Annotated in this window: 7 protein-coding genes; 2 read left to right on the forward strand and 5 right to left on the reverse strand. The window is 70.8% G+C overall.

Annotated elements, in window-relative coordinates; genetic code table 11:
• The coding region (locus tag BUB57_RS11930) for a transposase (RefSeq protein WP_143159717.1) at nt 1–197 on the forward strand (197 nt) is incomplete at its 5' end.
• Between the two features lie 40 nt (nt 198–237).
• On the opposite strand, the gene opgC is transcribed toward BUB57_RS11930, so the two are convergent.
• Genes opgC through BUB57_RS11945 form a run of 3 tightly spaced genes read right to left on the reverse strand, consistent with a single transcriptional unit; the run spans nt 238 to nt 5,190 of the window.
• On the reverse strand, nt 238–1,395 hold the full coding sequence (gene opgC, locus BUB57_RS11935) for an OpgC domain-containing protein (protein WP_073067304.1): 1,158 nt from the start codon (nt 1,393–1,395) through the stop codon (nt 238–240).
• Nucleotides 1,392–3,632, reverse strand: a complete 2,241-nt coding sequence (gene mdoH, locus BUB57_RS11940) for a glucans biosynthesis glucosyltransferase MdoH (RefSeq protein WP_234952065.1) — start codon at nt 3,630–3,632, stop codon at nt 1,392–1,394. The genes opgC and mdoH overlap by 4 nt, the downstream gene beginning before the upstream one ends.
• Nucleotides 3,633–3,636: 4 nt before the next feature.
• On the reverse strand, nt 3,637–5,190 hold the full coding sequence (locus BUB57_RS11945) for an OpgD/OpgG family glucan biosynthesis protein (protein WP_073067306.1): 1,554 nt from the start codon (nt 5,188–5,190) through the stop codon (nt 3,637–3,639).
• Between the two features lie 260 nt (nt 5,191–5,450).
• Between BUB57_RS11945 and BUB57_RS11950 the strand changes: the two genes are divergently transcribed.
• The gene (locus BUB57_RS11950) at nt 5,451–7,475 is read left to right on the forward strand and encodes a TonB-dependent receptor domain-containing protein (RefSeq protein ID WP_073067308.1); all 2,025 of its coding nucleotides are present in this window, start codon (nt 5,451–5,453) and stop codon (nt 7,473–7,475) included.
• A 76-nt stretch (nt 7,476–7,551) separates the two neighbouring features.
• Here BUB57_RS11950 and BUB57_RS17265 read toward each other — a convergent pair whose 3' ends face one another.
• Nucleotides 7,552–12,399 (reverse strand): translocation/assembly module TamB domain-containing protein, encoded by a 4,848-nt coding sequence (locus BUB57_RS17265; protein WP_073067310.1) that lies wholly within the window; start codon nt 12,397–12,399, stop codon nt 7,552–7,554.
• Complete coding sequence (locus BUB57_RS11960) at nt 12,399–14,288, reverse strand: autotransporter assembly complex protein TamA (protein ID WP_073067312.1); 1,890 nt, start codon at nt 14,286–14,288, stop codon at nt 12,399–12,401. The genes BUB57_RS17265 and BUB57_RS11960 overlap by 1 nt, the downstream gene beginning before the upstream one ends.
• Between the last annotated feature and the right edge of the window lie 163 nt (nt 14,289–14,451).

Consider the following 14,451-nt stretch of genomic DNA (forward strand, 5'->3'; position numbering starts at 1 on the left):
AACGCGACCGCAAGGTGCAGCGGCAGGTCGATCCGGTCCTCTACCGCCAGCGCAACCTCGTGGAGAGGTTCTTCTCCAAGCTCAAGCAGTTCCGAAAGATCGCCACCAGATATGAAAAGACAGCGCAAAACTACCTCGCCGCCGTCCTCATGGCATGCTCAAGGCTCTGGATGCGGAATTATGAGTCCGCAGCCTAGGCGCTGATCCGGAGGATGCGGGCCCTCGCGGCCTGGGGCGTTAGGAGGCGGACCCCCGCGACATCGAGTCCCGCCTCCCCGGGGGCCCGGGCCTTGCCCGGCGCGCGCGGCGTTCGCGCAGCGTCAGCCACAGGTCCGCGCACAGCCACAGGATCGCGATCGTCCACAGATCGACTGCCAGCCGCGCGGGAATGGTCCGGGGCAGTGCACCCGCCACCGCATCGCCCAGCACCGACAGCATCACGCAGGCGACAAAGGCCAGCAGCCCGCCGCGGCCGATCCGGGCCAGCGCCCGCCCGGGCGGGCTTGCCGCCATCCAGGCGAAGATGCCCGCCAGCGGCACTGCCACCAGCCAGCTCGCCGCCATGATCGCCACAAAGCGGGCCCCGGCCAGCGACCATTTGTCGACCCGCCCGACCATCTCCCACATCGTGTCGGCCAGCTGCTTGCCCTCGGGGCCCAGCCGCCACAGCGCCACCATGGCCAGCGACCACAGGGTGATTACCGCGGACACCGCGGTCAGCCAGCCGGAATGGCGGCGCAGCACCGGCATGAAGCGGTGGCGGAACGCCCCCATCGCCACGCCGCTGTAGAACAGCAGCTGCCAGCCGAAGGGGTTGAACAGCAGCCCGCCCTGCACCCGGTGGTTGGGCAGCATGGCGTTCAGCGGCACTGCCACCCACCACAGCGCCAGCGATCCGGCGGCAAACGCCCAGGGCCAGCGCAGCAGCAGCGGCACCAGCACCGGCGCCGAGGCCAGCAGCACCACGTAAAGCGCCAGCACATCCAGCAGGTTGGGCTGCAGCCACATCACCGCCAGCACCGCGGCATAGTTCAGCGGCGCCTCGATCACCCATTCGGCATAGCGGTTCCAGATCGCCTTGTGCGGCAGCCCGGCCTCGAGCAGCCCGCGCGACACCAGCGCCAGCAGGATGCCGCCCAGCACCAGCGCCAGCCACACCTGCCCGGCGCGGCGGACAAACCGCCACTGCGCGGTGCGCAGGCCGGATTCGGCCTCGACCTTGATCCAGACCAGCCCGACCAGGAACCCCGACAGCAGCACGAACAGCTCGGCCGCGTCGTAAAGCGCGAAATTGGTCAGCGTCACCTGCCGCAGATAGCCCAGCGGCATGTGGTCCAGCATGATGCAGACCAGCGCGTAGCCGCGCAGCATATCCAGCGCCAGAACCCGCTTCATGCCGGCAGGGCCGCCCAGCGTTGCAGCAGTTCCGGGTCCGACAGCAGCGCCGCGCGTTCGCTGCGGTCAAGAAAGCCAAGCGCCTGCGCCTGCGAATCCGCCGCGGCGATCTTGGCGGCGGCCGAGATCGCGGGCAGCCGCTCGGCCGGCGGCAGTTCGGGGACCGGCGGCAGCATTGCGACATGGCGCGCCATCGCCTGCGGGTCGCGGCCCAGCAGCGCGGTCGAGCCCTCGGCCTGGCGCAGCCGCCGCGCATGGGCGACGGCGGCGGCCATCACCTCGGGCGGGTTGCGTTCCTCGGGCGTGACCAGCAGCCCGGCCATCCGCGCCCAGCGGCCGAACACCGGCGAGGCCGTCCAGCGCGAGATCGCGGGCGACAGGATCAGCCCGGCCAGGATCGGCGACAGCCAGATCCCCAACCCCGGCGACAGCATCGCCACCACCACCAGCGTGGCCAGCCCCGACAGGACGTGGATGGCATGGCGGCGCAGCACCAGCCCCCAGGGTGGCATCACCCCCTTGCGCACCTGGCTTTCCCAACCCGAGTTGCGCCCCTGCAGGATCTCGGCGATCTGGCGGGTCTGGATCAGCATCTGCACCGGGGCGATCAACGCCGACATCACGGTTTCAAACAGCGCGCTGGCCAGCACGCGTGAGCGGCCGCCGGCGTTCGAGGCGAGCGGCCTGCTCCAGGCCCGGATCACCGCGACCAGCTTGGGCAGCAGCAGCAGCGTCATCGAGGCGGCAAAGATCCAGATCATCCGCCGGGAATCGAAGGTCGGCCAGTCGGGGAACAGCTGGTAGCTGTGTGGGAAATACTCCGGCCGCGACAGGATCACGTTGGCGGTCAGCGCCAGCCCGACCAGGATCATGGCCAGCCAGATCGGGCTCATCAGGAACCCGAGGATGCCGACGATGAAATGCACCCGGCTGACGGCGGTAAAGCCGCGCGCGCCCAGCAGCCGCAGGTGCTGCAGGTTGCCCTGCGCCCAGCGGCGCTCGCGCAGCGCCATGTCCAGCAGGGTGGGGGGGCTGCCCTCGTAGCTGGCGCGCAGGTCCCAGTCCAGCCGCACCTTCCACCCGGCGCGGCGCAGCAGCGCGGCCTCGACGAAATCATGCGACAGGACCGAGCCGCCGAACGGGGGCGCGCCGGGCAGATCGGGCAGGCCGCAGCAGGCGGCGAACGCATCCACGCGGATCATCGCGTTATGGCCCCAGAAATTGCCGTTGTCGCCCGACCAGGCGGCGACGCCGCGGGCGATGGGCGGGCCATAGACGCGGCCGGCGAACTGGATCACCCGCGAAAACAGCGTCTGCCCGCCGACCAGCATCGGGATGGTCTGGATCAGCGCCAGCGCCGGATCGGCCGACATCCGCGCGCTCATTTCCGCGACCATGCGGCCGCTGACCACGCTGTCGGCGTCCAGCACCACCATCTGGTCGTAGCGCCCGCCCCAGCGGCGGATGAAATCAGCGATATTGCCGGGCTTGCGGCCGGTGTTGAGCGGGCGGCGGCGATACCAGACCGGCAGCGGGCAGGTCTCGCGCAGCGTCGCCACCGCCAGCGTCTCGGCGGCGAACACCTCGGGGTCGTGGCTGTCGGACAGCACGAAGATCTCGGCGCGGCCAGCCATGCCTTCGGCCGCCAACTCGTCGGCCAGGGCCCCAAGCAGCGCGAGGCTGTCGGCCGGGTCCTCGTGATAGACCGGCATCACGATGGCGATGCGAGCGGCGCCGGGGTCCGCGGGCGTGACCGGCGGCCGCGCCACCAGCCCGGACAGAAGCGAGCAGAAGCTGAAGCCGATCCAGCCGAAGGTCAGGGTGAACAGGACCAGCAGCAGCCATTGCAGCGGCTGGATCTCGCTGCCGAAGACCACCAGCATCTGCCAGCAGCCGATGGCCGAGATCAGCGCGGTGCCGCCAAAGACGATGGTGCGGGCGGCCAGCACCTCGGGGCGCGGGGGGGCGCGGCCGATGGTGCCGGCGGGGCCGGCCTCGGGCGGGGGCAGGGCGCGGAAATCCTGCACTGGCATCGGCAGCGGCGATTCCGGCGGCACCGGCGGCAGCATCGTCGGCAGCGGCGCCCCCGGCAGGGGCGCCGGGTTGAGCGGCATGGCGGACATCATCGCCCCCGCGCGGCTTGCGGCGCCATCCGGGCCGGACTCGTCCTGCCCCGGCGCCGCCGGGCTGGCCCGGCCGGCCGGCGCGGCCGGTCTGTCGGGCGGCAGGCGCGCCACCGCGTCATTCCCTCGTCCAGCGGAACAGCCAGCTTTCGCTGACCGCGTAGTCGTCGACCTCGAGCCGGGCGCTCAGCTCGGCCAGGTTGGCACGCTCGGGGCGGAACTCGAAGGCCAGCCGCATCAGCCCCTGTTCGGGCAGGCGGATCACATAGGGATGCTCCACCGTGCCAGCCGAGGCGCTGACCACCGCCACCGGATCGGGCTGCCCCTCGAACGCCGCCAGTTCGAAGTCGATGATGAAGCTGCGCGCCCCTTCGGCGTTGATCGCCCGGCCCGAGCGGGTCTGCACCACCCGCGCCACCGGCGGACCTTCGCCCGGGGCGGCGCCGAAATGCTGCACATAGGCGAAATCATGGCGCACCCCGGCGGCCAGCGGCTGCGCGGGGCGCCAGAAGGACACGATGTTGTCGTGGAACTCGGAATGCAGCGGGATCTCGACCAGCACCACCGAGCCTTCGCCCCAGCCGCCCAGTGGCTCGATCCAGGCCGAGGGGCGCAGCTCGTACCGCGCCTCGGCGTCCTGGTAGAGCGCAAAGTCGCGGCCGCGCTGCATCAGCCCGAACCCATGCGGATCGCGGTCGGCAAAGGCCGACATCTGCAGCGTCGCCGGGTTGGCCAGCACCCGCCACAGCTGCTGCCCGGTGCCGGTCAGCATCTGCAGCCCGTCGCTGTCGTGGACCGCCGGGCGATAGTCGTCGAAATTGCCGCGGTCGCCCGGCCCGAACCAGAACATCGAGGTCAGCGGCGCGATCCCCACCTCGGTCAGGTCCCGGCGCGGAATCAGCGCGGCGCGGGTGGCGACCAGCGTGTCGGTGCCGCCCTGGATCACGAACTCGAACGCGCCGGCGACCGAGCGGCTGTTGAGCAGCGCGTGCACGGTGACGGTGCCCGCATCGGTGTCGGGGGTGTGGATCCAGAACTCGTCAAAGGCGGGAAACTCCTCGCCCTCGGGGCTGGCGGTGCCAAGGGCCAGCCCGCGCCCCGACAGCCCGTAGCGGTTGCCCCGCCCCAGCACGCGGAAATAGCTGGCGCCCTGAAACACCGCGAGTTCGTCCAGATAGCCCGGCCGGTTCAGCGCCGAACGCAGCCGGAACCCCGACCAGCCCATGTCGCCGGCCGGCATCTGCGCGGCGTCGGGCGGAAAGCTGTTGGCGTCGAAGTCGAAGACCGAGGGGTCGAAGGGCAGCGGCCGCGCCACGCCCTTGTCCACAAGGTTGATGCGCACCGGACGGGTGAACAGCATCCCCGGCGGCAGCAGGTCCAGGCCAAAGCCGGGGATCCCGGCCCAGGGGTCGGCGTCGCGGCGAAAGCGGATGCCGCGATAGGCGTCATAGCCCAGATCGGCAAAGGGCGCGGCCAGGGTCGAGGGCGGCTCGACATAAGGCGCGCGCGCCAGGTCGCCGGCGATCCGCGCCACCTCTTCGAAGCCGAAGGGGTCGGGGGCCGGGGCGGGTGCGGCGTCCAGCGCCGCATCCTGCGCCGCCGCCAGTTGCGGCGACAGGGCGGCGCCCGCAAACGCCGCTGTCATGCTGCCCAGGAAATAACGCCGCTTCACCCGAATCCTGCCTGCAATTTCACAACCGCCCGCGACCATTAGTGAATGCCCCCCATGGCCGCAAGATTGCCGCTGGGTCCGGCGCCGGACGGCAACGAAACGCCGCCGCACGCAGCCCTAACCGGCGGAAATCAGCCGGGTTCCGCGCTTGCAGGAATTTCTTGCGTCGCGTCCGTTGCATCTGTATCTGACACAATCAATCAGGAATACGCAGCTACGGGTTTCCAGCCACGCCTTCCATCACAACGACGAGGGAAGTCATGCTGATTCACCGACTGTTGCCGCTGGCGGGGGTCTCGACCCTGGCGCTGGTCCAAAGCGCGGCGCTCGCGCAAGAGCCCCCCACCGGCGCGCCGATCGTCCTGGCCCCGATCACGCTGGTCGCCGACGGCGAGGAAAACATCGAGGCCACCGGCGGCGTGGTCGTCACCCGCGAGGACATCGAGGCGCTGCAACCCGCCGATCCGTCCGAGCTGTTCGCCCGCGAATCGGCGGTCACCGTTTCGGGCGGCGCCGGCCCGTCCAAGCGCATCCACGTGTTCGGGATGGAACAGTCGAACCTCGCCGTGACCGTGGACGGGGTGCCGCAGGGCGTCACCAGCTGGCACCATACCGGCTCGAACGTGATTGACCCGGCGTTCCTGAGGTCGGTCGAGGTCGAGGCAGGGGCCGCCGCTGCCGATGCCGGTTTCGCCGCGGCGGCCGGGGCGTTGCGCTATGAAACCGTCGGCGCGCGCGACATGCTGACCGATGGCCGCACCCAGGGCGGCCGGGCGGGCCTCTCCTATGGCTCGAACGGGCGCGGCGTTGCGGGCTCACTTGCCGGTTACGGGATCCATGCCGGCTTCGACTGGTTCGTGATGCTCCACGCCGCCAACGGCAAGAACTACGAGAACGGCGACGGCTACGAGGTTCTGGGCAGCGAGCCGGCGACCCAGGGCGCCGTGGCCAAGCTGGGCTACGAGGTCGACAGCCATCGCGTCGAGCTGGCCTATGAATACAGCAAGGACGACGCCGATCGCGTCATCAAGATGAACATGGACCTGTATCCGACCAGCCCCGAGCGGCCGGTCGATCGCAATGTCTATCCGCTGAAAGTGACGCGCAGCACCGTGTCGCTGAGATACAGCTCGACCGCGCCCACCGATATCTGGGATCCCGAAGCGATGCTGTATTTCGCCCGCAACGAATACTGGCGTAACGACTATGCCACGGGCTTCAACGGCGACATGATCCTGGATTCGCATTCCGTCGGCGGGGTGCTGAAGAACACCTACACCATGGGCCAGGGCAAGATCACCGCCGGACTGGACTGGGCCTATGACGATTATGACATCGACAATTACGGTGCCACCAACCGCCGGCTGTGGTCGATCGAGACCATGCAGATCGGCGCCTTCGTCCAGGGTCGTTTCGAGTTCGACAACGGCATCGACCTGTCCACCGGCCTGCGGCTGGACCACCACCGTTTCACTGACTGGAACGGCGCGCGCCACACCGACAGCGGCGCTAGCGTGAACGGCACCGTGGCCTATGAGTTCGCTGAAGGATATGAGGTCTTCGGCGGCGCGTCGCGGACCTGGCTGGGCTACAGCATCGGCGAATACGGGCTGCTGCACGCGCGCGAGGCCGATTTCGGCGTGGATCCCGATTTCGAGCCGGCCACGGCTACCAACGCCAAGGTCGGGCTGAACGTCAACCAAGGCGACTGGACCGGGAACCTGACCTTCTTCGACACCAGGCTGCGGGGGCTGGGCATCTATGACACAGCCCGCCCGACCAGCCCGACGCCGGGCGACTACCGGCTGGAAAATGCCGAGGAATACCGCAGCAAAGGCTTTACCCTGCAAGGGAACTACAGCTGGGGGACCGGGCGTGTCGGCGCCAGCTTCACCAAGGCGGACGTGAGCTATGACGGCAACGGCATCCTGCCGCAGGGCGGGACCGTGGTGCCGGTGGGTAAGCTGGCGACGCTGTTCGTCGACCAGGAGATCCCGCAGTACAATCTCAAGGTCGGGGCCACGCTCGAGTGGGCGGGAAAGCTGTCCACTGCCGAGATGCGGGCAGCCGGGTTCGAGGAGCACGACTCCTATACTGTGGTCAATGTGTATGGCGAATGGCGACCGCAGAACTACCAGAACATCGCGGTTCACCTGAATGTCGATAACCTGCTGGACGAGACCTATTACGAGCGGTCCAGCTACGTCCAGTTCGACCCGCGCGGCGTGCAGCCTATCTACGCCCCCGGGCGGACCGTGACCCTGGGCGTGAAGATGGATTTCTGAACCGCCCGGCGGGGGCGGCTGCTTCCCTCTCGGCCTCCCTCACCCCCCGTCCCGGCTGCCGCCGGGGCGGGGTTTTTCAATAGTCGCGTTCGTAGAAGATGCCGATGGTGCTTTCGCCCTCGCTGCTGACCGAGCCGCGGGCGGTCACCGCGTCGTTCACGTCAAGGTTCAGGTTGATGCGCGACTTGCCCTCGGCGTCGACCTCGACGTCGGTGTAGAGGTTGCGCGACAGGTAGCGCCCGGCCCGGACCGAGATCTGCCCGTCCTCGTCGGTGGTCAGGTCGAGGTCGTCCAGACCGGCGGCGTTGCGCAGGTTGCCGACCAGCCCCTCGCCGCCGCGGCCGGCCAGCACCGCCACCGCATTGGCCAGCTGCGCCGCCTGCAGGGCCGAGATGCTGTCCAGGCCGCGCCCGAACAGCAGCTGCGACAGCACCTCTTCCTCGGGCATCCCGGGAACGGATTCAAAGCGGATTTCCGGGTCGCGCAGGTCGCCGTCGATGATGATGCGGGTGGTGATCGCGTCGCGTGTGGTTTCGGCCACCAGCCGCAGCACCGGCACCATCGAGCCCTGCAGCTCGATCAGCCCCTCGGTCAGGGTGAAGCGGCGGCCCAGCAGGTCGACGCGGCCGCGGATCAGTTCCAGCTGGCCGATGGGGACCATGTTGCGGGCGGTGCCGGTCAGGCGGATCTGGCCGCCCAGCTCGGCATCGACGCCGCGGCCGCGGACGAAGACCTGGTTCGGCGCGTTGATGGTCAGGTCCAGCCGCGCCGGGTTGGCGGGCGGGGTGGCGGCGGGGGCCACCATCCCGGCGATGCGGGCGTCGGCGCTGGCAAAGGGCAACAGCCCGGCCTTGGCCCGCGTCGCCCGCACCTCGGCGCCGTCGTTCAGATGCACCATGTCGGGGATCGGGTGCCCGCCCAGGCTGCTGGTCGGGATGCGGAACTCGGTCGGGCCCAGGTTGACCTCGCCCGTGACCAGCGGCCCGTCGGCGGGATTGCCGGTGATCGAGACCGCGCCGTCCACGATGGTTTCGTAAAGATTGGGGTCGCGCAGCACCACCCGCTGCAGCACCGCGCGCAGGTCCAGCGAAATCGCCCCCCCGCGCAGGTCCACCGGGCCGGTCACCCGCAGCGTGCCCCCCGCCGCCACCGCCGCGGTCGCGTCGATGGACACCACGCCCCCGGCGATATCGGCGGTGCCGGTCAGGTTTTCCACCCGCAGCCCCAGGTTGGGGTCGGCCAGCCGCGCCCCCGGCAGCCGCACCTGCCCCGACAGGTTTTCCAGCGCCGGGCGCCCGTTCAGCCGCAGGTCGAAATTCACCGGCCCCTCGACCGAGCGGGTGCGCAGCATCGGGTTGACCAGCGCCGCGTCGCTGACCCCGGCCACGCGGATATCGGCGGTGGACAGGTCCGCCGCCGCCGTGCCCGCGATGGTGGCGCGGGTGCCGCCCGGCGCGGTCGCCGCCAGGTCCAGCGCATAGCCGCCGGCCCCCTGCCGCACGCTGCCGGTCACCGTGGCCGCGCCCGGCAGCCCCGGCACCAGCAGCGCCAGATTGGCCAGCGAGGCGTCCAGGTTCAGCGCCTGGGCCGAACCCTCGGCGCGGATGCTCAGCTGGCCGTTGCGGGCATTCAGCCGCTCGATCGCGACCGGCCCGCGCGCGGGCAGCACCGCCGCCAGGTCAAAGATCGTGGTCCCGGCCAGCAGCAGGTCGGCCTGAGGATTGCCGACGCGCAGACCGTCGGCCTGCCCGTTGGCGGTGATCCGCCGCCCCCCTTGCGTGTCGGTCAGCCGCCCCGTGGCGGTGACCGAGCCGCCGATGCCGTTGCCCAGGAAGGCCAGGCTGTCGGCGCGCAGATCGGCCGTCACATCGGTGCCGCCGCCGCCCAGCGTCCCCTGCGCGGTGGCGTGCAGCCTGGGGTTGTCCAGCACCGCCTGCTCCAGCGTCAGCACGCCGGCACGCTCGGACCCGCGCAGGGTCAGCCGGGTCTCGCCCGCCAGGGCCGCGTCGGCCTGCGCCTGTCCCAGCGACAGGTCCCGGCCCAGCCCGTCCACCGCCAGTCGCCGCACCCCGGTGCCATCGTCGGCAAAGCTGCCGGTCGCGGCAAAGGACCCGCGCCAGCCCATGCCAAAGGCCGACAGGTCGCGCAGGTCCAGCTTGCCGGAGATATTGGTCTGGCCGTTGCCGATGGTGCCCGCGACATCGGCCGAGGCGCTGGCGTTGTCCAGCACCGCGCGCTCGATGGTGATGACCTCGCCGCGTTGGCTGCCCCGCACCGACAGCCGCGTCTCGCCCGCCAGCGCGCCGTCCACGGCGTCCTGCCCCAGCGACAGATCCTGGCCGGTGCCGTCCAGCTGGAACAGCCGCTGCCCCGTGCCGTCGTCGCGCAGGCTGCCGTCCAGTTCCAGCGCCCCGCGCCAGCCGCGCCCGAAGGCGGCGAGCGAGCGGATCTCGGCATGGCCGGCAAGGTCGGCGACGTTGTCGCCCCAGACCCCGGCGACATTCGCCGCCATCTGCGCGTTGGTCAGCCGCAACTCGTCGATTGTGATCACATCGCCCCTTTGCAGGGCGGCAAGGCGGAAATCGGTGGTGCCGGTCAGCGCGCCGTCCAGATCCTGCTGGCCCAGCCGCAGATCCTCGCCGCTGCCCGTGACCTCGATGCGGCGCTCTCCCGCCTGCCCGGTGGCGCGGGCGGTAGCGTGCAGGGCGCCGGAAAACTCGGGGCGCAGCGCGGTCAGGCTGGGGATGTCCAGCGTGAACGCGGCGTCAAGCTCGGTGCCGAAACTGCCCTGGCCCTCGGCGGTGAGCTGCGGGTTGCCCAGCCGGAAACGCTCGACCACGAAGCCGTCCTCGCGTTCCTGCGCGGCAACGTCCAGGTCGGTGCGGCCCTGCAGGGCACGGTCCAGTTCGGCGATGCCCAGCACCAGATCCGCCGCCTCGCCGGTCAGCGTCACCCGGCGGGCGCCGGGGGCGCCGGTCACCGCGGCCTCGGCGGTCAGCGAGCCGGCCATGGCGGGGTCGGCGTCGGTCAGGCTGGCCAGCCGCAGCGAGGCCCGCAGGTCGGTGGCGGTGGAGCTGATCGTCCCGTGCGCCTGCGCCACCAGCCGCTGCGCATCGACCGACAGCTCGCGCAGCTCGATTCCGGTTTCGTCGCGGCGGGCGCTGGCGGTGATGGTGGTTTCGTCTGCCAGCAGCCGGTCCAGCTGTTCCTGATCGACGGTCACGTCCAGCCCGTTCACGGTCAGCTCGGCGTCGAAGCCGCGCGACAGCACCGTATACAGCCCGGAAATCTCGGCCGAAATCTGCCCGCTCAGCGGCCGCCCGGCCAGGGTGGACAGATGCGAGGCATCCTCATAGGCCGCATCCAGCGCCCCCGAGATGGTGATCCCGGACCGCAGCCCGTCGGCGCGGATGTCGCCGAACAGCCCGAAATCGCGGCCCGACAGGCTGAAACCGGCAAGCTCAAGCGCATTGCCCGGGGCGAACTCAAAGCCGGTGTCGCCGTGGATGCCCTGCCCCAGCGCGGCCTGCAGCCCGGGGTCGGCCAGCGCCAGCCCCTCGGCGCCGAAGCTGATGCGGCCCAGCACCTCGCGCAGCTCGTCGCCCGCCAGTTCCACGCTGCCGCCGCCGTCCAGCAGCAGCGCGCCGATGCGGTTGCCGCCGGTCGCCAGCTCCTCGATGCGGCCGCGCAGGGTCCATTCGTCGCCCTTTTCCGCGTCATAGCTGATCTGCAGGCTGCCCGAGCGGACCTCGGGGTCGCCCTGCAGCGGCAGGCGCACGGGCAGCGTGGTGGCGCCGGCGTCCGCGCCCAGCGTCATCAGCAGCACCAGCGATTGCGGCGCGCCCTCGTCGCTGATCCGGGCCGAGCCGGTCAGCTTCAGCGCCTGGGTGTCGATCATCAGCGCCGGCAGCGACAGCCGCCCGTCCTCGCCGCGCCAGCCCTGCGCCAGCAGCAGCGATTCCGGCCCGAAAAAGGCGCGGTTGTCCGGCGGCAGCAGGCTGGCCACGTCGCCGCTGAGCTCCAGCCGGAAGCCGGTGCCGGGGGCGCCGTCCTCGCCCGGCTCGGCATGGGCCGAGGCCAGGCCGGTCACCCGGTCCTGCCCGTCGGTGGCCAGCCGGAACCGGGCCGCGAAATCGCGCAAGGGGCCGCTGCCCTGGATTTCCGCGCGCACCGAGGGGCGGCCGTACAGCCCGACCAGATTGGCGAACAGCCCGTCGCGGTCCTCGTCCAGCGTCAGGTCCAGGTCCAGATTGGTGGTGGCGTTGGAATAGCCCGTATCGACGGTGAACAGGCCGCGCTTGCCGTCCAGCCGCTCGACCGAAAGCTTGGCGGTGCCTTCGCCCCCGGCCAGGTTCATGGCGCCGTCCAGCCGCACGGCTGCGGCCTCGCCGATCACCGCCTCGCCGATCTCGACGCGCTCGGCAGCGATGCTGGCGATGTCGACCGCGACTGGTAGGGTGGGCAGCGCGAATTCGCGCACCTCGGGGGTGGGGCTGTCGTCGCCCTGATCCCCCGGCAGGCGCGGCAGCAGGATCTCGCTGGCCGACAGCTCGCGGATCTGGATGCGGCGGGCGAACAGCGCCGAGCGGTCCCACTGGATCGCGCCGTTGCGCAGGGTAATCCAGACGCCCTTGTCGTCGGCGATGGTCAGTTCTTCGAAGGTCGCGCGCGAGGACAGCGCCCCCTGAAAGCCGCGGATCACCACCTGCCGCCCGGCGCCCGACAGGTTGCGTTCCAGGAAACGGGTGATGAAGCCGCGGTCGTCCTCGACCTCGGCCGAGATTTCGGCGGCGGCAGCAGCGATGTCCTGATCGGCGGGCTGCTCGGCGGCAGGGGGCGGCGGCGCGGCATCCTGCGCGGCCAGCGGCAGGGGGGCGACTGGCAGGAACAGCGCCAGCGCGGCGGCGGCAAACAGCTTACGCATCAGAACGCCTGCCCCAGACCAAGGTAAAGCTGCACCCCTTCGCCGGTGTCGCCGCCGACCGGCCCGGCCACGTCCAGCCGCAGCGGTCCGACCGGGGTGTCGTAGCGCACCCCCAGCCCGGCGCCCGCGTGCCAGTCGGTGTCGCCGCCAAAGCCGCTGTCGGCCCAGACCCGGCCGGCGTCGGCAAAGGCCACCACCCCGATGCGGGGGCGGACCTGAAAGCGGACCTCTCCGGTCACGTTGGCCACGCTCATCCCGCCGGTGCGGATCGTGCCCTCGGGGCCGCCGGCGATGGCGCGCACCCCCAGCGATTCGAACGGCTGCCCGCGGACCGAGCCGCCGCCCCCCGACCAGAACAGATAGTCGCGCGGGGTTTCCTCGATCTCGGGACCCCAGATGGTGCCGACGCGGGCGCGGGCGGCCAGCGTCACCCGCTCGTCCTCGCCAAAGCTGCGATAGCCGCGGCCCTCGGTCACCACCCGCAGGCCGGAGCCGGTGTCGTCCAGCCCGGTGAACGGGGTCGCCGTCCCCGACAGCCAGAAGCCGCGCTTGGCGTTGGTCGGCACGTCGCGGCGGTCCCAGGTCACAGTGGTCGGCAGCGCGAGGATTTCAAAGTTGGTGGTGCCGCTGTCGTCGCGCACGCGCGAGCGGCGGTATTCCAGCTTGGTTTCCCCGGTCAGCCGCTCGCTGGGCAGCCAGGTCAGGCCAAAGCCGAACACCCCCAGGTCCAGGTCGTAATCCTCTTCGCGCAGCCTTTCCCCCCGCGCCTCGACCGAGGCGGTGATGTCGGGGTTCAGCGTCGCCGGGCGGTCGATGCGCACGCCGGCCTTGAAGTCGCGCTCTGACGTGCCCGAGCCGATGTCCTTCAGCTCGGTATCCACCCGCAGCCGCTCGCCCCCGCCCAGCAGGTTGCGGTGCATCCAGTAGCCCGAGATCATGGCGCCGTCGTTGCTGCTGATCTCGAACCCGGCGCCGGCGCGGCGCAGCTTCTGTTCGACCACGGTCAGGTTCACGTCCAGCGTGTTGCCGAGGCCAAGCGCCTCGGCCTCTTCCAGGGTGATCGCCGAGAACACGCCCGAGCGGCGCAGGCGGCGGCGGACGGTCTCGATCTTTTCGGGGTCGAAGCGCTGGCCCTCGGGGAAGCCGGCGATCTTGTAAAGCCGCCGCGTGCTCAGCCGCTGGTTGCCGGTGGCGTGCAGCTGGCCAAAGCGGACCATCGGGCCGGGGGTCAGCGCGATGCGGCTGTCGATGCGCCGCGCCGCATGGTCGGCGATGATCTCGGTCGCGGCGACATCGGCCTTGGCGTGGCCGTGCTCGCGCCAGCCGTCCACCCCGCGCCGGGCCGCATTGCGCATGTCCGAGGTGCGGGCGATCTCGCCCACGCGGTAATCCTCGGGCAGCTCGGTATCGGGGGCAATCGGGGCGATATCGGCGCGCGAATAGCGAAAGGCGTTGCCCGGGTTCACGGTGACCACCACCTGCCGCACGATCTGCGGCGCGTCCAGCGGCGCGATCCCCGCCGCCTCGACCCCGTCCAGCCTTATGTCGATGACCGAATCGTAATAGCCTTCGTCGTAGAGCAGCCCCAGCAGCCGCGAATAATCCGCCCGCGCCGCCGCCAGCACGTCCTGCGCGGTATAGCGCCCCTCGGCCAGCGCCCCGGTGATGCGCGAGGCGTTCCTCAGCCGCCGCTCCAGACCGGCATCGCCGTTGCTGACGCGGAATTGCAGGTCGACGGGGGAATTTTCCACCGGGTCCGCCCCGGAAAACAGCCCCGAGAACGGCGACGAGGCCGAGGAGCCGCTGCCCGTGGTCTGCGCCAAGGCGGGGCCGGCCAGCAGGATGCCCGCCGTCGCGGCCGCGACCGCCCTGTTCACGAAACCGGCCATCTCCTGCCCCCCTTTGGTCTTCCGTGCCGCCGCCGCGCGCCGGGGTTTTGCGCGAGTGTTGCAGGGTGGCGCAAGGATTTCCACCCTCGGCCGGGTTAACTTTTGGCGATAGCGCGCGGCTGTGACCGGGGGACCGCAGCGCCGCCGCCTCACGCGGCTGTCA

The sequence above is a fragment of the Paracoccus solventivorans genome (genome assembly GCF_900142875.1).
Taxonomy (GTDB): Bacteria; Pseudomonadota; Alphaproteobacteria; order Rhodobacterales; family Rhodobacteraceae; genus Paracoccus; species Paracoccus solventivorans.